This window comes from Actinotalea sp. JY-7876 (genome assembly GCF_014042015.1).
GTDB lineage: Bacteria > Actinomycetota > Actinomycetes > Actinomycetales > Cellulomonadaceae > Actinotalea.
Map to the genome: position 1 here is coordinate 2,633,883 of NZ_CP059493.1, position 19,135 is coordinate 2,653,017.

Consider the following 19,135-nt stretch of genomic DNA (forward strand, 5'->3'; position numbering starts at 1 on the left):
TCAGAACGCTACCGAGCGCCGTGCGCGTGCGGATGAGACCGATCCCAGCCGACGCCTCCGCGCTCGTCCCGAGCGTGGCACGTACGGAGCGGCAGAGCCGCCGCTCATGACGACGAAGGAGTCACACGTGCGCACCACCAGGAAGCGGTCACTCACCCTCGGCGCCGGCGTGGCGGGGTTCGCCCTGCTCGCCAGCGCCTGCAGCACCGGCACCGGCACCGGCACCGGCACCGACGACGCCGGCGGCGACGAGGGCGAGGGCGGTGGTGACTCCGAGGAGATCACCCTCACCGTCGCGACGTTCAACGAGTTCGGGTACGAGGAGCTCGTCGAGGAGTACATGGACCTCAACCCCGGCATCACGGTCGAGCACCGCAAGGCCGCGACCGCCAACGAGGCGCGCGACAACCTCAACACCCGCCTCGCGGCCGGCTCCGGACTCGCGGACATCGAGGCCATCGAGGTCGACTGGCTGACCGAGCTCATGCAGTTCTCGGACAAGTTCGTGGACCTCAGCGACCCGGAGGTCGAGGACCGCTGGATCGACTGGAAGACCGAGGCCGCCACCACCGAGGACGGCATGCTCATGGGCTACGGCACGGACATCGGGCCGCAGGGCATCTGCTACCGCTCGGACCTGTTCGCGGCCGCCGGCCTGCCGACGGACCGCGAGGAGGTCGCGGCGCTGCTCGAGGGCGACTGGGAGAACTACTTCACGGTCGGCGAGCAGTTCGTCGCCAACTCCGACGCCGCCTGGTTCGACTCGGCCGGCGCGACCTACCAGGCGATGGTCAACCAGCTCGAGAACGCCTACGAGGAGGACGACGGCACGCCCATCCCGCTCGAGGGCTCGGAGGTCGAGGACCTCTACACCACCGTCCTGGAGGCGAGCGTCGACCGCGAGCTGTCCGCGCACCTCGCGCAGTGGAGCGACGACTGGAACGCCGCGTTCCAGAACGGCGCCTTCGCCACGATGGCCTGCCCCGGCTGGATGCTCGGCATCATCGAGGGCAACGCGGCGGGCGTGACCGGCTGGGACATCGCCGACGTCTTCCCCGGCGGCGGCGGCAACTGGGGCGGGTCCTACCTCACGGTGCCGACCCAGTCCGAGCACCCGGAGGAGGCCATGGCGCTCGCCAACTGGCTGACCGCTCCCGAGCAGCAGATCAAGGCGTTCAACTCCAAGGGCACGTTCCCGAGCCAGTCCGCGGCGCACGAGTCGGACGACCTCCTCACCTCCACGAACGACTTCTTCAACGACGCCCCGACCGGGCAGATCCTCGTGAACCGCGCCGAGGCGGTCACGGCCACCCCCTACAAGGGCACGAACTACTTCGCGATCCACACCACGGTCGCCGACGGCCTGACCCGCGTCGACGTGGACCAGACCGACGACGCCGCGTCCTCCTGGGAGAAGACGCTCCAGGCGTACGCCGAGCTCGGCCTCTGACCGAGCAGTCCGGACCGCACGGTCCGCGATGAGCGCGGGCCGGGCCGGGGAGCACGCCACCCCGGCCCGGCCCGGCGTTCGCACGGACGACGTCGTCTTCGCCACCTGGAGCTTCCCGTGTCAGTGACCGTCCCCGTCGGGACCGAGCCCGAGCGCCCCGAGCAGGACGAGCGCGCGACCTCGGCCGCCACCGCACCACCGGACGACGCCCGCCAGCGCCTGCGCAACCTGCGCGGCAGGCTCGACGTCCGGCTCTCGCCCTACCTGTACATCTCGCCGTTCTTCGTCGTCTTCGCGATCGTCGGGCTGTTCCCGCTGGTCTACACCGCGTACGTCTCGTTCCACGAGTGGCACCTCATCGGCGGCCAGGGCGAGTTCGTCGGGTGGCAGAACTACACCGACGTCCTGCAGCAGCCCCGGTTCATGACCGCGCTGCGGAACACGTTCAGCATCTTCCTGCTGTCGTCCGTGCCGCAGCTCATCGCGGCCATCGTCATCGCGGCGGTCCTCGACGCCAACCTGCGCGCCAAGACCTTCTGGCGCATGGGCGTCCTGCTGCCCTACGTCGTCGCACCGGTCGCGGTGGCGCTCATCTTCTCGCGCCTCTTCGCCGACCAGGCGGGCATGGTCAACACGCTCCTGGGGACGGTCGGGATCGAGCCGATCCGCTGGCACGCCGACGCGCTCGCCAGCCACGTCGCGATCGCGACGATGGTCAACTTCCGGTGGATCGGCTACAACACGCTGATCTTCCTCGCGGCGATGCAGGCGATCCCGCGCGACATCTACGAGGCGTCAGTCATCGACGGCGCCAACCGCTTCCGGCAGTTCTTCTCGGTCACGGTCCCGATGCTCCGACCGACGATGATCTTCGTCATCCTGACCTCGACCATCGGGGGCCTGCAGATCTTCGACGAGCCGCGCATGTACGACCAGCTCGGCACGGGCGGCGCGGACCGGCAGTGGATGACCGTGACGATGTTCCTCTACGAGCTCGGTTGGGGCGCGCAGAAGAGCTTCGGCCGCGCGGCCGCCGTCGCGTGGATCCTCTTCCTCATCATCGTCGTGATCGGCCTCGTCAACTTCGCGCTCACCCGGCGCATCGCGTCCACCGGCCAGGCCGACCCCGGCCGGCGTCAGCGCCGCGCCGCCGCGCGTGCCGCCGCCCGCACCATCGAGAAGGGCGGACGGCGATGAGCTCCGTTCCCATGATCGCCCAGACCGCGGGGGCCGGTGCCGCGCGTGCCGCGGCCCGCAAGCGCGGGCTCGGGGGCGCCGGCGTCAACCGCCGCCCCGGCTGGGTCACGTACGTGATCCTCGGCCTGGTGCTCGCGATCTCCGCGTACCCGATCTACTACGCGTTCCTCCTGGCGTCGTCGGACTCGGCGACGATCGCGCAGAACCCGGTGCCCTCGCTGATCCCGGGGCCGAACCTGCTCGAGAACCTGGGCCGCGTCGTCTCCTCGGACATCAAGTTCTGGCAGGCGGTCACCAACAGCGTGGTCGTCTCCGTCGTCACGTCGGTGTCCGTCGTCTTCTTCGCGACGCTGGCCGGCTTCGCGTTCGCGAAGCTGCGCTTCCGCGGCCGGCGCGGGCTGCTCGTCTTCATCGTCGCGACGATGGCGGTGCCCGTGCAGCTCGGCGTCGTCCCGCTGTTCATCGTGATGTCGAAGCTCGAGTGGACCGGCAAGCTCATCGCCGTCATCGTGCCGAGCATGGTCACGGCGTTCGGCGTCTTCTGGATGACCCAGTACCTCGAGGAGGCACTGCCGTACGAGCTCATCGAGGCGGCGCGCGTCGACGGCTGCTCGATGATCCGGACGTTCTGGCACGTGGCGCTGCCCGCCGCGCGCCCGGCGGCGGCCATGCTGGCGCTGTTCACGTTCGTCGGCTCGTGGACGGCCTTCTTCTGGCCGTTCATCGTCCTCGGGTCCTCGAACCCGACGCTCCCGGTGGCGCTCCAGCTTCTCCAGGCCTCGTACTTCAAGGACTACGCTCTGATCATGGCAGGCGTCGTCGCAGCAACACTCCCCCTCATCCTCCTGTTCGTGCTCGCCGGCAAGCAGCTGGTGTCCGGCATCATGCAGGGCGCGGTGAAGGGATGAACCACGACCTGAAGCTCCCCCGCGGCTTCGTCTGGGGAGCGGCCACCGCCGCCTTCCAGATCGAGGGCGCCAGCACCGCCGACGGCCGCACCGACTCCATCTGGGACACGTTCTGCCGCGTCCCGGGCGCGGTCGCCAACGGCGACACCGGCGAGGTCGCGTGCGACCACTACCACCGCTGGCCGCAGGACATCGCCCTGATGACCGAGCTCGGCCTCGGGGCGTACCGCTTCTCGACCGCCTGGCCGCGGATCATGCCCGAGCCGGGCCGCGTCGAACAGCGCGGGATCGACTTCTACTCGCGCCTGGTCGACGGGCTGCTCGAGGCGGGCGTCACGCCGTGGCTGACCCTCTACCACTGGGACATGCCGCAGTGGCTCGAGGACCGGGGCGGCTGGACCTCGCGCGAGGTCGTGGACCACTTCACCGAGTACTCGATGGTGCTCCACTCCGCGCTCGGCGACCGGGTCCGGCAGTGGACGACCCTGAACGAGCCGTGGTGCAGCGCGTTCCTCGGCTACGCCGGCGGGCAGCACGCGCCCGGGCGACAGGAGCCGCAGGCCGCGGTCTCCACGGCCCACCACCTGCTGCTCGCGCACGGTCACGTGATCCGCGAGATCCGCGCGGTGGACCCGACGGCGTCGCTCGGCATCACGCTGAACTTCACGGTGACCGACCCGGTCGACCCGTCCGACGAGGCCGACGTCCGCGCGGCCGCGCTGGTCGAGACGATGCAGAACCGGCTGTTCGTGGAGCCTGTCGTGCTGGGCGCCTACCCCCAGGACGCGGTGGACGCCTTCGCGGCGGTCGGCACCGAGCTGCCGGTGCGCGACGGCGACCTGGAGGTCATCGCGACGCCGATCGACTTCCTGGGCGTCAACTACTACAACGGCATGGCCATCACGGGCCACCAGCCGGCTCCCGAGACGGTGGTGCCCGCGGGGGCGCCCCCCGAGCGCACGGTCAGCAACCCGTCGGTCGGCGTCGTCGGCGCCTACCCGGTCGCGCGCGGCCTGCCGCGCACGGCCATGGACTGGGAGGTCCAGCCGGACGGGCTCGAGCGCCTGCTCATCGGGCTCCACAAGGACTACACGGGGCCCGCCGGGATCCCGCTGTACGTCACGGAGAACGGCTCGGCGTTCGAGGACGAGGTCGGCCCGGACGGCACGGTGCACGACGTCGAGCGCACCGACTACCTGGTCGAGCACCTCGCGGCGCTCGGCCGCGCGGTGGAGGCGGGCGCGGACGTGCGCGGCTACTTCGCGTGGTCGCTGCTCGACAACTTCGAGTGGGCGTTCGGCTACGACAAGCGGTTCGGCATCGTCCACGTCGACTTCGAGACGCTCGAGCGCACGCCCAAGACCAGCGCCCGGGTCTACGCCTCAGCGATCGCGACCGGCACCGTGCCCCTGGGCGGTACGGTGCGCCCGTGACCCCCAGCCCGCTCGCCCGCCGGGGGGCACCGACGATCCGCCAGGTGGCGGCGGCTGCCGGTGTCTCCCGGGCGACGGCCTCGCGCGTGATCAACGGCGGCAACCTGGTGAGCCCGCAGGCGCGCGCCGCCGTGGAGCGGGCGATCGCGGAGCTGGCGTTCGTGCCGAACCCGGTGGCGCGCAACCTCGCGACCAGGCGCACGGGCTCGGTCGCCCTCGTGGTGCCCGAACCGAACAACCGGCTGCTGACGGACCCCTTCTTCGGCGGCATCGTCAACGGGCTGAGCCTGGCGCTCGACGACTCGGACCTGCAGATGGTCCTCGTCATCGCGCGCCGGGGCGCGAGCACGGAGCGCGCCTCGCGGTACCTCACGCAGGGCCACGTCGACGGCGCCGTCGTCGCCTCGCACCACCGCGACGACGCGCTCAACCGCGAGCTGGTCGACTCCGGCCTCCCCTGCGTCTTCCTGGGGCGCCCGCTCGACGTGCGCCACCCGTACTACGTCGACGTCGACCACACGGCCGGTGCGCGCATGGCGACCGAGCACCTCATCGCGTCGGGCCGCACCCGCATCGCCACCATCGCCGGCCCGCCGGACATGACCGCGGGCGTCGACCGGCTGGCCGGCTGGCGCGAGGCGATGCGCACGGCGGGCCACGCTGACGATGCCGTCGAGTTCGGCGACTTCACGGCGCGCGGCGGAGCGGCGGCCATGGCGCGCCTGCTCGAGGCGCACCCGGACCTCGACGCGGTGTTCGTCGCCAACGACCTCATGGCCTCGGCCGCGCTGACGCACCTCGCCCAGCGCGGGCGGCGCGTGCCCGAGGAGATCGCGGTGTTCGGGTTCGACGACATCGGGGTCGCCGAGACCACCGACCCGCCACTCAGCACGGTCGCCCAACCGCTCGACCAGATGGTGGCGCGGGCCGCGGTGATGCTGCTCGCGCTCCTCGCCGGCGAGGAGGTCCCGCCGCAGCCGATCCTGTACGAGGCGCGCCTGTCCCTGCGCGAGAGCGCGTAGGCGTCGCCTCCCCACCAGGGGCGGTGGTCAGGCGAGGACGGTCTGACCGAGCGCGTTGCCGATGGCGAAGGTGATCGCCATCGCGAGCACTCCCCCGACGATGAGCCGTACGACGGCGCGGAGCCGCCGCGCGCGGCCGAGCCGGGCGCTGATGGTCCCCGTCAGGGCGAGCGCCACGACGACGGCGGCGGCCGTCACCGCCACGCGCGTGCCGGGCGGCGCGAGCACCACCGCGAGCAGCGGGAGCAGCGCGCCCACGGTGAACGAGACGGCCGAGGCGAAGGCGGCCTGCCACGGGTTCGTCCGCTCGAGGGGGTCCAGGCCCAGCTCGGCCTCGACGTGCGCGCCGACGGCGTCGTGCGCGGTGAGCTCGAGCGCGACCTGGCGCGCGGTCTCCGGCGCCAGGCCACGGGCCTCGTAGAGCCCGGCGAGCTCGGCGAGCTCGCCCTCGGGGTCGTCGGCCAGCTCCTGACGCTCGAGCGCGATGAGCGCGCGCTCGGTGTCGCGCTGGCTGCTGACGGACACGTACTCGCCCAGGGCCATCGAGACCGCCCCGGAGGCCAGGCTGGCGATGCCGGCGACGAGGATCGCCTTGCTGTCGTCGGTCGCGGCGGCGACGCCGATCACCAGGCCGGCGGTCGAGATGATCCCGTCGTTCGCGCCGAGCACGCCCGCGCGGAGCCAGTTGAGCCGCGCCTGCAGGCCGGCGGCGTGGGGCTCGGCGCGCGCCGGCGGCGCACCGGGCGACCCGGCCACGGCACCCGCCCCGGCCGCGGGCTCACCCGAGCGCATCCCCGACCCGGGCTCGGCGGCGCCGTCTGCCATGCCTCGACGCTAGGCCTGCCCCCGGCCGAGCGCCACCACACCGGGACGGCAGCGCGGCGCCTGCGTCAGGCGGTGGACGCGCGGCCCGCCGCGCCACCCGCACCGGCTGGGCCGGGGGGCGCCTGCGGCTGCCCCGCCTCGCCCCGCACCGCGTCGAGGAGGATCCGCTCGAGCCGCGGGTCCGCGAGCGCGCGGAAGTGCCCGGGGGTCGCCAGCTCGACGTTCGCCGCACCGGGCAGCACGCTGCCGCCGGGGATGTGCGGGTCCCACGGCGCGTAGACCGAGGTGATGCGCGCGTTGACCTCGCGCTCCGTCCCCAGCTCGAGCAGGCCGACGTCGTCGGGCCGGAACACGCGCAGGGACGCGATCGGGAGCCACCGCGCGTACGCCGACCCCGCGAACGGCGTGTTGATGGCGACCATCGAGCGGATGCGCCCGTCCGGGTCCTCGCGCAGCATCGCGCGCTTGCCGATGAGCCCGCCCTTGCTGTGCGCGACGACGACGACGTCGCGCAGGTCCTGCTCGCGCAGGTACCTCCCCAGCACCTGCGCGGCCGCCGGGATGGGCCCGACGTTGTAGCCGAGCGCGGGCAGCACGTGCACGCCGTGCCCGTTGCGGTGCAGCAGGTCCGCGACGGGCCGCATGAACGGCCAGCTCTCGTACACCCCCGGCACCAGGACGACGTCGGGCGCGACCCGCCCGTCCCGGTAGGCGTCCGCCCCGCCGCGCCGCAGCAGCCCCTCCGCCTGCCGGACGACGACGTACGCGTAGTCGGTCGTGCGCCACCACGCGTGGCGGGCGTGCCGGGCGACGAACCTCGCGGCGCGTCCGATCACGACGGGCCCGCGACGGGCACCGCTCCGCCGCCGGCCCGCTCCGCCCCGAGCCCAGCAGCAGCACCGGCCAGCCCTCGCACCTCGTCCGCCACCTCGACGGGCCGGCGCATCATCAGGACGTGCCCGGCCCCCGCCGCCTCCGCGATCCGCGCGTCGAGCGCGCGCCGCGCCAGGCCCTCGAGGTACTGCGGCTGGGCGACGGGGTCCTTCCCACCGCGCATGAGCAGCACGGGCACGACGAGCTCGGCGAGCCGGTCCTCGAGCGGGTAGTCGATCATGTGCGGCAACGTGGCGAGGTACCGCCGCGGTCCCGCCCGGAAGTAGTCGGAGAACACCGTCCAGTTGGCACGCGGCGTCTCGTGCCGCGTGCCGCGCAGCAGCCGCAGGCCCTGGCGCACGGCGGACCGCGCCCCGGGCTCGGTGACCGGTCCGAACAGCGCGACCGCCGACGCCAGCCCCGGTGAGGCGGCCGCCGCCTCCGTGACCACCTGGGTCCCCATCGAGTGCCCCACCAGCACCACGCCGGACCAGCCCTCGCGCGCGACCAGCTCGGTCACCACGCGCGCGTGCTCGGCGATGCCGAGGGTCGCGCCCGTCCACCGGCTCGCGCCGAACCCCGGCAGGTCCGGGACGAGCACGGGCCCGGTCCGCGCCAGCTCGCGCGCGAGCGGCTCGAAGTACCGCCCCGACACGCCGATGCCGTGCACGAGGACCACGGGCGGGATCGCACCGACACCCCCGCCCGCGGGGCCGAGGCGCACGACGGCGACGTCGTGCCCCGCGGCGCGGACGGTCTCGCGCACCACGGTCAGGCCCTGCGTCGCGTCAGTCATGACCGTCAACGTACGTGGCCGCGCCCGGTCCGGCGCGACGACGTCGTCGTCCCGCGGCGCGGGACCGGCGCGTCAGGCGGTGCGCTGCACCGGGATGCGCTCGCGCACCAGGCCGGGCACGCGCGTCTCGATCGCGTCGAGCATCGCGGGGATCCGGTCGGCCGACGTCGGCCGCCCCAGCCCGAAGCCCTGGGCCGCGTAGCAACCCATGTCACGCAGGGCGAGGAGCGTCGCGTCGTCCTCGACGCCCTCGGCGACGACCGCCAGGCCCAGGTGGCGGGCGAGCTCGACCGTCGAGCGAACGATCGCCGCGCTCGCGTCGTCGTCGAGCAGGCCGGCGACGAAGGAGCGGTCGATCTTCAGCCGCCGCACCGGGAGCCGGGTGAGGTAGGCGAGCGAGGAGTAACCGGTGCCGTAGTCGTCGACCGAGAGCATGACGCCCAGCTCGTCGAGCGCGCCCAGCACCTCGAGCGAGCGCGCCGGGTCGAGCATCGCCATGGTCTCGGTGACCTCGAGCTCGAGCTGCGTCGCCGGGATCCGGTGGCGCTCCAGCGCGCGCCGGACGTCGTTCACGAAGTGCGGGTCCAGCAGGTTGCGGACCGAGAGGTTCACCGAGACGGGGATCGTCCGCCCGCCCGCGCGCCACAGCGCGGCCTGCGCGAGCGTGCGGTCCAGCACGTGCAGCGTGAGGGCGCGGATGAGACCGGTGCGCTCGGCGGCGGGCACGAACGCCAGCGGCCCGAGCATGCCGTGCTCGGGGTGCTGCCAGCGGACCAGGGCCTCGACGCCGACGACGCGCCCGGTGCTGATCTCGACCTGCGGCTGGAAGTGGACCACGACCTGGTTCTCCGCCATGGCCGACGTCAGCTCGCTCATGAGCTGGGGCGTCAGCGCGCCGCCCGTCTCCATCTGCTGGGCGTAGCGCGCCACGAGGTCGCGCCGCTCGCGCGCCGCGGACAGCGCGACGTCGGCACGCTGCAGCAGCGCCCCGGCGTCGGCGGCGTCGTCGGGCGCCAGGGCGACGCCGATGGCGATGTCGACGCTGACGGTGACCTCGCCGAGCCGGAAGGGCTCCGCGAAGAGCTCCCGGATGTCGATGGCACGCTCGACGGCGCGCGTCCCCGACCTCACGCCGGGGAGCAGCACCCCGAATGCCTCGCCACCCAGGCGGGCGACGACGCCGTCGGCGTCTGCCGCGACCACCAGCCGCCCCGCCACGGCGCGCAGCAGCTCGTCACCCGTGCGCAGGCCGAGCGTCTCGTTGATCTCCGCGAAGCGTTCGACGCCGACCAGCAGCAGCGCGGCGCCGCGTGCGGGTGCCCCGGCGTCGGGACCGCCGAGCGCGTCCTCGATGCGCGCCGTGAGGCGACGACCGTTCTCGAGGCCGGTGAGGAAGTCGGTCTCGGCCAGGTGCGCCAGGTCGCGCGCCTGCTGCGACATCCGGTGCACCAGGCCGAGCATCCGCAGCAGCACGAAGCCGATGAGCGGGAGCGCCGCGACCATGACCTCGACGCTGTGCAGGGGGACGCCGAGCACGGCCTCGATCAGCACGAGGGCGGGGAGGACCAGGCTCACTCCGGCCAGGAAGGCCACGCGCCGGACCGTCAGCGGCAGCGCCGTGCCGGACGGCTCGTCGCCGGCTCGCGCCATCGACGGGTGCAGTGCGGCCGCGGCCCAGCAGGCGTACGGCGCGATCCACAGCGGGTCGATCAGGCCCATGTCGGCCGCGAGAACCGGGAGGTAGGCGCCGGCCTGGAACAGCAGGTCGGCGACGAGCACGAGGCCGAACCCGGCACCGAGCAGGACGAGGGCCGGCGTGCGGCGGCGGGCGTTCATGAGGCGCACGAGCTGGGTCACGAGCACCACGTCGCCGACCGGGTACGCCACCCCCACGACGCGCTCCAGCAGGGTGCCCTCCGGGTCCGTCCAGGACGGGGCGATGAAGAACACCCACAGCACGAGCCCGAGCGTGGTGGCGACGATCAGCGCGTCGAGCAGCGCGTCGCGGCCGGCGGTCCTGCCCGCGGGTCGCGAGAGGAGCGCCAGTCCCCAGGCGAGCACCGGGTACGCGAGGACGTAGGCGTAGTCGGCGACCGAGGGGAACGCGTCGGACCCCAGCACGTGCTCGACGACCGCCCAGAGCACGTCGCCCAGCGCCCAGCAGCCGACGCCGGCGGCGAGCAGGTACCAGGGCGCGCGACGGACCGGTCGGTGCACGCGGACGCCGACGACGATCGCGACGACGGAGAGCACGCCGACGACGGCGATGAGGAACTCACGCAGAGCGGTCGACTGGAGGGGGACCACCGCGACGGCGGCGAGGAGGCCGACGGCGAGACACCGAGCCGAGGCGGGGCCCATGCGGTCGTCCTCCCTGCTGGACCGTCATGGCCCCGGTCGCGCGGGGCCGTCGCCGGTCAGTGCCGGCGGGCAACCCGCGTGGATCCAGCGGCGTCCTGCCGCCACACAGGTGATCGGCGGGAGGGGACCGGACTTGAGGAGGCGCGAGACGCGAATTCGGGCACGCCGGGTGAATCACTCCCCCGCCGAGGGCTCAGGGACCGAGGAAGATCTGGGAGCAGAGCATCTCGTCGCCGTCCTCGACGCACCCGACGCCGAGGTGCGTGAGCTCGGGATCGAGGATGTTGGCCCGGTGCCCGGGCGACTCCATCCAGGCGTCGACGACGTCCTGCGGCGGTGCGGAGGCGCGGCTCAGGTTCTCGGCGGCGACGGAGACGCCGCACTCGGCCATGACGTCGTCGAGCGGGGCGTGCTCGAGCGACACGCTCCCGATTAGGCCGCGAAGCCGCCCACGCGCGCTCTCAGCCGCGCAGTCCGACACCTCCAACTCACCACCGCCAGACTCGAGGCGAGCGTCCATACTCGCTCTGGCGAGGCGGCCCGCGTATGCGGAAGGCGAAACATCCTCCGGCTGCCCCATACCGCAGCCACTGACGCTCACGGCAAGCAGCCACGCGAGCCAGATCCTGGATGAGCCCCGGCGTCGCCGCGCCGGCAGTCCACGTGTCACCGAAAGTCCCGCTGCCCGGGCGCCAGAGTTGAGGCAAGAGCGGGCACGACCCGGCCGCCTGAAACTACCCTCGCCAAGCCCTCGCAGACCCGACGGGAACCAACGTCCGCGGCCCGCACGGAGAGACGGTGATCACGAGCGGCAGGCCCACCGGGCACACCTTCCTGGCCCGCGCGTCTGCCCCGACGAACGCCCTCATGAACCATGCCCCCGAGGCCACCTGGAACGGCCGCACACGACACGCAAGACCTCCCGACACGTGAACCGCACAACAGCCGAGCCAGCCGCCGGTCACACAAACCACGATGCTACGCCCGCCTGCGCCGCAAGGCTCCTTCAAGAACGCCGAACACTACGCGATAGTCCCTGCGGAACGGCGCAAACACGGCAAACGCCGCAGCCAGCCCAAGACCCGCGCATAACCCAAGGACGAGAGTTCCAAACGCATCGACCGCATGGCCCGACGCCCAGTCCTCAAGCAAACCAGTCGCAGCAAAAGTCATTGCACCTAGAAGCACCGGCCTCCACGATGATTGCAGCAGCGCACCGCTCGAAACATTGATTCGGCGTACGCCACCAAGGCTCATGGCTAGCCACACAACAATAAGACCCATCGAGTGAGCCGCTGCTACCCAGACAATACCGAACGGCGCAACCAGGACGGAGGCTAGAATCATCAGAATACGTCCGATCGCCTCACATACGAAGAGCGTGCGCACCTCGCCCGCCGCCACGAGCGCCCAGTAATATACGTAGCCGAGGGCCTGAAACACGCCCCCGATCACCAGGACACTGACCACAGTGGCCGCGCCAGACCACCCTGAGCCCAGCGCGATCGACACAATTGATCCAGCCATTCCCCCGATTAGCGATAAAATGAATATCAAGGGGTAAGTGGCGCTCGCCTGGAGTCGAAGGAGCTGACTCCCGAAATTCGGTGATCCTGCGGCCTTGGCGAGGACGGGGACCGCGACGCGGGTGAGCGGCGCCACCATCTGCTGCATAGGCAGCATGAACAACTGGAAGGCGCGATTGTAGACGCCCAGCACTACGTCCCCCCAGATCCGGCCGATCATCACCGTCCCGGAGCTCGATCCAGCAAAGTTGAGCAGTTGCAGCGCTGTCATAGGTGCACCGAACGCGAGATGCTTGCGCACAAACCTGACGTTCATTGGCCCACCAGGAACCCAACGCGTGACCAGAGCAAGAAGTGCCAGGAGAGCTACGGCGCCGACCAGGTGCTGCATAACCAGAGCCCACACTCCCACGCCGTAAGCTGCACCGAGAACAGCCGCAACCAGGCCTAGCGCCTGAGCGGAAACTTCCGCTGCCGCGAGAGCGGTAAACCGCATGGAACGAGCGAGCCGTGCCTTGTACTGAGCACTCGCGCCGCTGAGCACAAACAGGAGACCCATCGTCCGCATCGGGTCGCCTGCCTGCGGCATCCCTAAAGACGACACGACGACCGGGCCCAAAACGAAAAGAGACGCACCCAGGACAATCCCGATGACGACGCCGGTCCAAAAGAGCCCCGCCTCCTCCTCGGGACGGAGTTCCGTCGACTGCATCGCCGAGAGGGAGAGGCCCAGGTCGCCAACTATCCCCGCGAACCCGACGACGACGAGCACAACGGCCATCTGGCCGAAAACAGCTGGCTCCAAGAGCCGCGAGAGCACAGCCACCGCCGCGACTTGCGTGCCGAAACGCGTCGCCTGGGCACCAACGGTAACGAGGGCACCGCGCCCTGCTCGGCCAGCGAGGCTCACCTGTGATCCCTGGGCCTAGGGATCACGATCGCCGGACCGCCGATACTCGGAGCCCGGGTTTCCGCCATGCCTGCAGCACGGTCGACCACGGCACCGGCGTCGCCGCCGCCGCTACTGACGCCCTGAACAGTGGGTGCACCGGTGACTCGGACATCCCAGCTTGCGGGGTCAGGCCGCTGAGTGGCGAGTAGTTGCGCCAACATGGGCAACGCGACGAATGACGCAGCCCCAATCCCCCTGACGTCGATCACCGTCTCGAGGGCCCCAGCGCACGTCAGGGTCGCGACAAAGAGCAAAGGAGCCGACGTTCCCGGAAGGCCGCGTAGCGCCCCGCGCCAGGCGCCCGCAAGCAGCACCATTACAGCGACGAGGCCCACAAGGCCGCCCATCGCGAACGCAGAGACGGCAACGTTGTGACCGTGCTCGGGGGTGAAGCCGAGCGATGACGTCAGGACCCCGCGTTCGGAAAATGCCCACGGACCCAGACCAAAAAATCCCGCGCTCCTACCGTACTCGATCGCCGCCTGCCAGATACGACCCCGAGAGGTGAATGCGCCGGCGTCACCAGTGACCATCGGCACGGCCAGCATGACGGCGATGCTCAGAACCGCCATGACGAGCCCAATCGCTCGTTGAAGTGTCGGGGTATGGCGCACCATTCGAGCGACCATCCAGATGACGAGGCCGACCGCCAGCGCCCCAAGTACTGTGCGCGACCCGCACCAAAGCAACGTCACTAGCATCAAGAGCGCAGACGCGGAGCGCAGGAAACGCGAGCTGGGAAATGATCGCCACACAAAGGGAAACGTAAGTGCAACCACAATCGCGAGAGTGTTCGAGTGCCCATAGGGCCCCGCGAGGAGGCGCTCAAACAAGAAGCTCTTGTTTGCGTCGTTTGCCGATGGCGGCATGAGAGCCCCACCACCAAGGGCACCGAGAACCAGTGAAGTCACGCTGGTCGCGATCCCGAGGCCCCCGATGAGGCGGACCGGGACCCCGCCCGCGCCGGCCATCACAAATACAGCTGCACACATGACGTACGCGACTGCACCGAGGCTTGGCCCACGCCCGTTCCATGCCGCCGCGATGCCCGCGATAGCGATGCACGGCGCGAGCATCACGACGAGCGCGAGGAAGTGCCAGCGGCGACGGCTGCCGATCTGGACTAGAAGAGCGAGACCGGCGGCGGCAAGCACTCCAACAGCCAGAGCACCCCCGAGAAGTGTTCCGAGCGGAGACAACAGAAGAATGGAAGTGCCGTACTCTGAAGAAGCGCGCCGGGAACCACCCAGGACACTTACGACACCTGGGGCGCTACCCTGCAGCCATACCAACACGATTACGGCGCCGGCCGTAACACGCGCCAAGTGCGAACTGGTTTCCGACGGAACGAAAGCCTGCGCGGGATCCCGACCTGCCGCAAGTACGGTCACGACACACCGCCGCGGATCACATTTTCGTAGGTCGTTTGAATCTTGGAAGCGTACTTCCGTACGCTGTACTCCTCTTGCGCCCAGTTCTGCAAGGAACGCGCCCGTTCGCGGGCCAGCGCCGGCGATTCGAGGACCGCGACGAGGCCGTCAGCAAACTCCTCGGCAGAATCAAACGTTTCGAGCGGCGGAAGCGCGGCGATACCTTCGGCGCCGACGGAAGTCGAGACGATGGGGAGTCCCGCGAGAATGGCCTCCAGCGTCTTGAACTTTACGCCAGCGCCGCGGAGAAGTGGCGCGACGGCCACGGTCGCATCTCGATAGACATCCGCGAGATCGTCGACAAAGCCCGCGAGCGAGACTCCGGGGGCCTCCCCCACCGACCGCATCAACTCTTCACTCGGGCCGCGGCCTACGATAACGAACTCCGCGAGAGGGAAACGGCCACGGACACGCGGCCAGATTGCGCGGATGAACCAACGCACGGCTTCGTCGTTCTCGGGGCGGGCGAGAGCCCCTACGAATATCACCCTCCTTTCGCCCGCCACAGCCTCCTGAGCGGGAACGTCGGAGGCTCTTGCCAACGGAGGAGGGGCGACAACCACATTAGCCCTCCGGCACAGTCGCAGCACCTCTAGCTCATCCTTCGCGCTGAGCACGACCACGAGGTCGGCATCGGCAAGGCGCCTCCGCTCGGCTCGCCTGACTGCAGCCAACCGGATCGTCCTTAGGCACTTCAAATGAATGCGGCCCTCCGAGTCGCGCATCCGCCTGTGCTTCTGCGCCAGGACATCATGGAGGTACATGACAATAGGGGCCGTCGCGTTGTAGCGACGTACGAACTTGTAGAGCGACCCAGTCTCGCTCCACTGCAACTCCACCAGATCCGCGGACGCGATCGCATTGAGAGCAACGGGCGAGGAGCGAAGACCCCGTCGATACGCTTTCGTGACGCCCGCCGGCACCGCGCGATCGACGAGTCGCTGGACGAATGCAAGAACGGGAACCCGTGACTCTACCGGCGCCACCAGCAGGCCGGAAATCGCCGGCGGGTCGATCTTCGAGTGCCCGACAATGTTTCGGGGCTCATCGGGGACGACGGCTGTGACATCGAACCCGCACGAAACCAACGCGTGACAGTGCAGGCGGTACAACTCCCCGCCGGCATGGTCGATTCCCAGGTAGGGAAGGACGCGGGAGAGGCTTACGATCTTTGCGCTGCTGATGATTCAGTCCCCTCCGGGTCGACCAGTCGGGCTTCACACCGGCGGTGGCGTCCCGTGGACTGATCACGGGCGGCCTTCGCAAGCCCACGAACTATCTGCGCGAGGCTCTGGCGCCTCGGCGATAGTGCGCTCCACGATGCTATACGGACCATTGACCGTGCCGAACTCGCGCAGAACATGAGCCAGCCTCGGTGCTTCAAGATGAGACGCCCTCGCGCGACCTCTCTCTCTGCCATGGACCATCTGGCCGAAACTCCCGCAGAACTGGCGCCGCCACGTGTGTCGGCCAGCACCGTCTCCACTATCCCCGTCACATAGCCCTTCGAAGCCAGGCGCAATTGGAGGTCCTCCTCCTCGGCAAACATGAAGAAGCACTCGTCGAATCCGCCCACCTCGCGGAAGGCTCCCGCAGCTACGGCCATGCACGCGCCGCTTACGGGAAACTCGGGGCGTACAGGCATCGCGTTCTCGTCCTCACGCCGCCGACCGACATCGCGAGTGAGTAGCGGCGCAGCACACGCGAAGCCAGCCTCTTGCGCAGCCCGGACAAGTCTCTGCAGATCTCCCAGGTGCACGCGCACATCGGGGTTCACGAAAAGGAACCAATCGACCTCGAGGCGCCGCGCCCCAAGATTCGAGGCGGTTCCATAGCCTACATTTCCCGGCGCCACCACAAACTCCGCGCCTAGTTCCGCCGCGACGTGCCGAGCGATAGTCACGTCAGCCGAGCCGGAATCGACCAGGACTAGCGAAACATTACCCACGTCCACAGGACCGAGAGCGTCGGCAAACTCGCGGAGCACATGATCAGAGTTGTGAAGCACGGTGACGATGCCGAGCCTAGGTCCGGACACGTCAGCTGGTTTTCGTTGGGCTGAGTCCTCCTGCTCGCGGGCCCGAACGCCGTCGCTATCGGCGCGCATCAGGCGTCTCCAAGAGCCGGTGCACCAATGCGACAGCGTCCGCCACACGGGCGCCCCATGAGTGACCCATCGCGCGCTGCCTCCTCAGGGCCGCTTCATCGCCGCTGAACGACCCCAGCTCCTCCAGGACGGCAGGTACGAAATCGTCCGAGTCCGCGAATCGAACGCCGTAGGGTGGCGAGGAGACCACGCTCGGAAGCGGGGTCGTCACGACTGCGAGTCCTGCCGCGAGGTACTCGAACACCTTGAGCGGGAAGACCCCACGGGTGTACTCGTTAAGGCAGTACGGCACCAGGCCCACTTCGCTCCTTGCGAATTCGCGCGCGAGTTCTGCCGGCGTCAGGGTACCAAGATGCGACACGCGAGGGTGCCGGAGCACATCGGCCTCTGCGGCGCTCAGAGTAGTTCCGTCGATCCCGATGGGCCCGGCCACCGCAACGTCCACACCTGCGTCGGCGAGGCGGAGCAACAGCTGCACGTCGACCTTCGATGGAGTCAGATTCCCTGCGAAAATCGCACGTGGACTGCGATCCGCAGCGACCGACCCGAACAGTGCCGTGTCAGCGACGTTCTCCCATAGAAGTGTGTCGGCCCTGCCCAGGCCCACAAGATGGTCATACACGCCCCGGCTGCTCGCGATCACCACGTCGGCTTCATTGGCCAGTCGCGTTTCCGCCTCAAGGAGGTGGTGTGCGGGCATCCCGGGCTGCGCGTGTAGTAAGTCTACAGAGTGATAAACGACGCGCTTGGCTCGTTGTTCCAGTCCATAAGTGATGGGCGAGAAGGTCCACAGCACGCCCTCCGCAAGCCGAGGAAGGCTTATTCGCGCAACCAGCTCGCGGTTCAACGCACGTGCGCCCCTGCGTGCGTGGTACGGCAACACCACGGGCCGAACGACGTGAACCTTTCCCCGATACTGCGTTGCCGTCCCTTCAGGTCGGCGCCAGAGGCGCCGGGCGATTCGGGCCATGTCTGAGCGGGCGAGTCGTGGTTGCCGGAGCCCGAACGACTCGAGGTAGGTCGTATCGAAGACTTCTGAGAGGCCGACGGCAAGGTGTTGCTTATTCGTCCACACGTCGCTCTGGAAGTCGGCGGTAGCAAGCACAGTCACGTGCCCCGACTCCCGAATGGGCTCTGACGCACGACTCACGATGACTCGACCCACTCTCTTAGCCGTGACTCGAAATTGGTTCGATCGTACTGGCGAGCGACCCTTCGGCAGCTGTCTGGACTTATCGTGCTCGCCTGGAGCACTGCGTTCGCGATGTCGGTAGCCGATAGCGAGTTCGCAATGACGCCCGATTCCCCTGGGACGATGGTCTCCGTCAATCCGCCCGCAGGCGGACCGACGACCGCCGTCCCGGCCGCCATCGCCTCTACAGGCATGATCCCGAAGTCTTCGATCGCTGGAAACACATAGGCGACGCACGACTGGTAAAGGGCGTAGAGCATCGCGTCGCTTACGCGCCCGGCAAAGTGGACCGGAACGCGGCTACCTTCTGCAATGGCGCGCAATCGTTGCTCCTCCGGACCGGAGCCCGCGATCACGACCGGGATGTCGGCCGCGGCGCCAGCCTCGATAACGAGATCGAGGCCCTTGTAGGGCACGAGTCTTGAGGCCCCGAGAATGAACTCCCGTGGCAAGAGCTCGAGTGCCTCGAGTTCCGCCGCGCTTAGGCGTTCCCGCCAGTCCGCGACCTCGATGATCGCTTGCGCCTCGACGGGCGGATAGATGACGGTAGCCTCCCGTTGCCACGCTCGCTCAACTCGTTTCCGCACGAAATGACTATTCGCAGCGATGGCATACGCCTCGCGCGCGCGCCGCCTGTCAAGGTTCTTCAAGGCTGGCGAGGCAAGCCGCGCGAGCAGATTCGCACCGCGCTGGTCGAGTTCAGGCGCCCAGAGGTAGCGTGCCGGACTGTGGACGTAAACAAATTTGCGCATCGCGGGGCCGGAATGAGGAAAGCGGGCATGGTGGGCGAAGGCATGAGAGCTCACCAGGGCCCATTCGTAGTTGTCGCCGCCCAGGCGGCGCCAAGTCGGTATCATAAACGGCACGGCGACGGTCTTGTTTTTGCGGAGGGGCGTGCGGCCAAGCCACGTCTCCCGGACGGGACGCTTACCATACCGGGCCGGCGCGTCGTTCCATAAGCAGACGAGATCCGCCTCCGGAAACGTCGCGACCATTGAATCGAATACGTTCTCGGATCCACCAGTGGTCGCTAACCACTCGTGAACGAGGACACCAGCCATCC

16 protein-coding genes are annotated in these 19,135 nt (G+C 69.6%); 5 read left to right on the forward strand and 11 right to left on the reverse strand.

The window, feature by feature from the left end:
• The first annotated feature begins 127 nt into the window (after positions 1 to 127).
• From H2O74_RS12155 to H2O74_RS12175, 5 genes are all read left to right on the forward strand, one after another.
• Positions 128 to 1,450: an ABC transporter substrate-binding protein gene (locus H2O74_RS12155; RefSeq protein WP_255491603.1), complete on the forward strand. Its 1,323-nt coding sequence runs from the start codon at positions 128 to 130 to the stop codon at positions 1,448 to 1,450.
• A gap of 219 nt (positions 1,451 to 1,669) precedes the next feature.
• The gene (locus H2O74_RS12160) at positions 1,670 to 2,647 is read left to right on the forward strand and encodes a carbohydrate ABC transporter permease (RefSeq protein ID WP_182114255.1); all 978 of its coding nucleotides are present in this window, start codon (positions 1,670 to 1,672) and stop codon (positions 2,645 to 2,647) included.
• A complete protein-coding gene (locus H2O74_RS12165) occupies positions 2,644 to 3,555 on the forward strand; it encodes a carbohydrate ABC transporter permease (protein WP_182111820.1) in 912 nt (303 codons plus the stop codon). The genes H2O74_RS12160 and H2O74_RS12165 overlap by 4 nt, the downstream gene beginning before the upstream one ends.
• Entirely contained in the window at positions 3,552 to 4,988 is a 1,437-nt protein-coding gene (locus H2O74_RS12170; protein WP_182111821.1) for a GH1 family beta-glucosidase, read from the forward strand. Before H2O74_RS12165 ends, H2O74_RS12170 begins: the two co-directional genes overlap by 4 nt.
• A complete protein-coding gene (locus H2O74_RS12175; protein ID WP_182111822.1) occupies positions 4,985 to 6,010 on the forward strand; it encodes a LacI family DNA-binding transcriptional regulator in 1,026 nt (341 codons plus the stop codon). Before H2O74_RS12170 ends, H2O74_RS12175 begins: the two co-directional genes overlap by 4 nt.
• A gap of 27 nt (positions 6,011 to 6,037) precedes the next feature.
• On the opposite strand, the gene H2O74_RS12180 is transcribed toward H2O74_RS12175, so the two are convergent.
• The 11 genes from H2O74_RS12180 to H2O74_RS12230 all read right to left on the reverse strand — a co-directional run bounded on the left by H2O74_RS12180 (position 6,038) and on the right by H2O74_RS12230 (position 19,133).
• Complete coding sequence (locus H2O74_RS12180; protein WP_255491604.1) at positions 6,038 to 6,835, reverse strand: VIT family protein; 798 nt, start codon at positions 6,833 to 6,835, stop codon at positions 6,038 to 6,040.
• Between the two features lie 65 nt (positions 6,836 to 6,900).
• Positions 6,901 to 7,671: a triacylglycerol lipase gene (locus H2O74_RS12185; RefSeq protein WP_182111823.1), complete on the reverse strand. Its 771-nt coding sequence runs from the start codon at positions 7,669 to 7,671 to the stop codon at positions 6,901 to 6,903.
• Complete coding sequence (locus H2O74_RS12190; protein WP_182111824.1) at positions 7,668 to 8,504, reverse strand: alpha/beta fold hydrolase; 837 nt, start codon at positions 8,502 to 8,504, stop codon at positions 7,668 to 7,670. The genes H2O74_RS12185 and H2O74_RS12190 overlap by 4 nt, the downstream gene beginning before the upstream one ends.
• Positions 8,505 to 8,576: 72 nt before the next feature.
• Entirely contained in the window at positions 8,577 to 10,865 is a 2,289-nt protein-coding gene (locus H2O74_RS12195) for a bifunctional diguanylate cyclase/phosphodiesterase (protein ID WP_182111825.1), read from the reverse strand.
• A gap of 193 nt (positions 10,866 to 11,058) precedes the next feature.
• A complete protein-coding gene (locus H2O74_RS12200) occupies positions 11,059 to 11,445 on the reverse strand; it encodes a CAP domain-containing protein (RefSeq protein ID WP_370525903.1) in 387 nt (128 codons plus the stop codon).
• Positions 11,446 to 11,843: 398 nt separating this feature from the next.
• On the reverse strand, positions 11,844 to 13,301 hold the full coding sequence (locus H2O74_RS12205) for a lipopolysaccharide biosynthesis protein (RefSeq protein ID WP_182111827.1): 1,458 nt from the start codon (positions 13,299 to 13,301) through the stop codon (positions 11,844 to 11,846).
• A complete protein-coding gene (locus H2O74_RS12210) occupies positions 13,298 to 14,497 on the reverse strand; it encodes an O-antigen ligase (RefSeq protein WP_182111828.1) in 1,200 nt (399 codons plus the stop codon). The genes H2O74_RS12205 and H2O74_RS12210 overlap by 4 nt, the downstream gene beginning before the upstream one ends.
• A gap of 233 nt (positions 14,498 to 14,730) precedes the next feature.
• Positions 14,731 to 15,885, reverse strand: a complete 1,155-nt coding sequence (locus H2O74_RS12215) for a glycosyltransferase (RefSeq protein WP_182111829.1) — start codon at positions 15,883 to 15,885, stop codon at positions 14,731 to 14,733.
• Positions 15,886 to 15,935: 50 nt separating this feature from the next.
• Positions 15,936 to 16,880, reverse strand: a complete 945-nt coding sequence (locus H2O74_RS16930) for a glycosyltransferase (protein WP_182111830.1) — start codon at positions 16,878 to 16,880, stop codon at positions 15,936 to 15,938.
• Positions 16,867 to 17,991, reverse strand: a complete 1,125-nt coding sequence (locus H2O74_RS12225; protein ID WP_182111831.1) for a glycosyltransferase — start codon at positions 17,989 to 17,991, stop codon at positions 16,867 to 16,869. Before H2O74_RS12225 ends, H2O74_RS16930 begins: the two co-directional genes overlap by 14 nt.
• Positions 17,992 to 18,026: 35 nt before the next feature.
• A complete protein-coding gene (locus tag H2O74_RS12230; RefSeq protein WP_182111832.1) occupies positions 18,027 to 19,133 on the reverse strand; it encodes a glycosyltransferase in 1,107 nt (368 codons plus the stop codon).
• Between the last annotated feature and the right edge of the window lie 2 nt (positions 19,134 to 19,135).

Excerpts from the sequence above, each read along its gene's own strand:
- H2O74_RS12165 (WP_182111820.1), top strand. The coding sequence starts at position 2,644 with ATGAGCTCCGTTCCCATGATCGCCCAGACCGCGGGGGCCGGTGCCGCG.
- H2O74_RS12170 (WP_182111821.1), top strand. The coding sequence starts at position 3,552 with ATGAACCACGACCTGAAGCTCCCCCGCGGCTTCGTCTGGGGAGCGGCC.
- H2O74_RS12180 (WP_255491604.1), bottom strand. The coding sequence starts at position 6,835 with ATGGCAGACGGCGCCGCCGAGCCCGGGTCGGGGATGCGCTCGGGTGAG.
- H2O74_RS12190 (WP_182111824.1), bottom strand. The coding sequence starts at position 8,504 with ATGACTGACGCGACGCAGGGCCTGACCGTGGTGCGCGAGACCGTCCGC.
- H2O74_RS12195 (WP_182111825.1), bottom strand. The coding sequence starts at position 10,865 with ATGGGCCCCGCCTCGGCTCGGTGTCTCGCCGTCGGCCTCCTCGCCGCC.
- H2O74_RS12200 (WP_370525903.1), bottom strand. The coding sequence starts at position 11,445 with ATGGGGCAGCCGGAGGATGTTTCGCCTTCCGCATACGCGGGCCGCCTC.
- H2O74_RS16930 (WP_182111830.1), bottom strand. The coding sequence starts at position 16,880 with ATGCGCGCCGATAGCGACGGCGTTCGGGCCCGCGAGCAGGAGGACTCA.
- H2O74_RS12230 (WP_182111832.1), bottom strand. The coding sequence starts at position 19,133 with ATGGCTGGTGTCCTCGTTCACGAGTGGTTAGCGACCACTGGTGGATCC.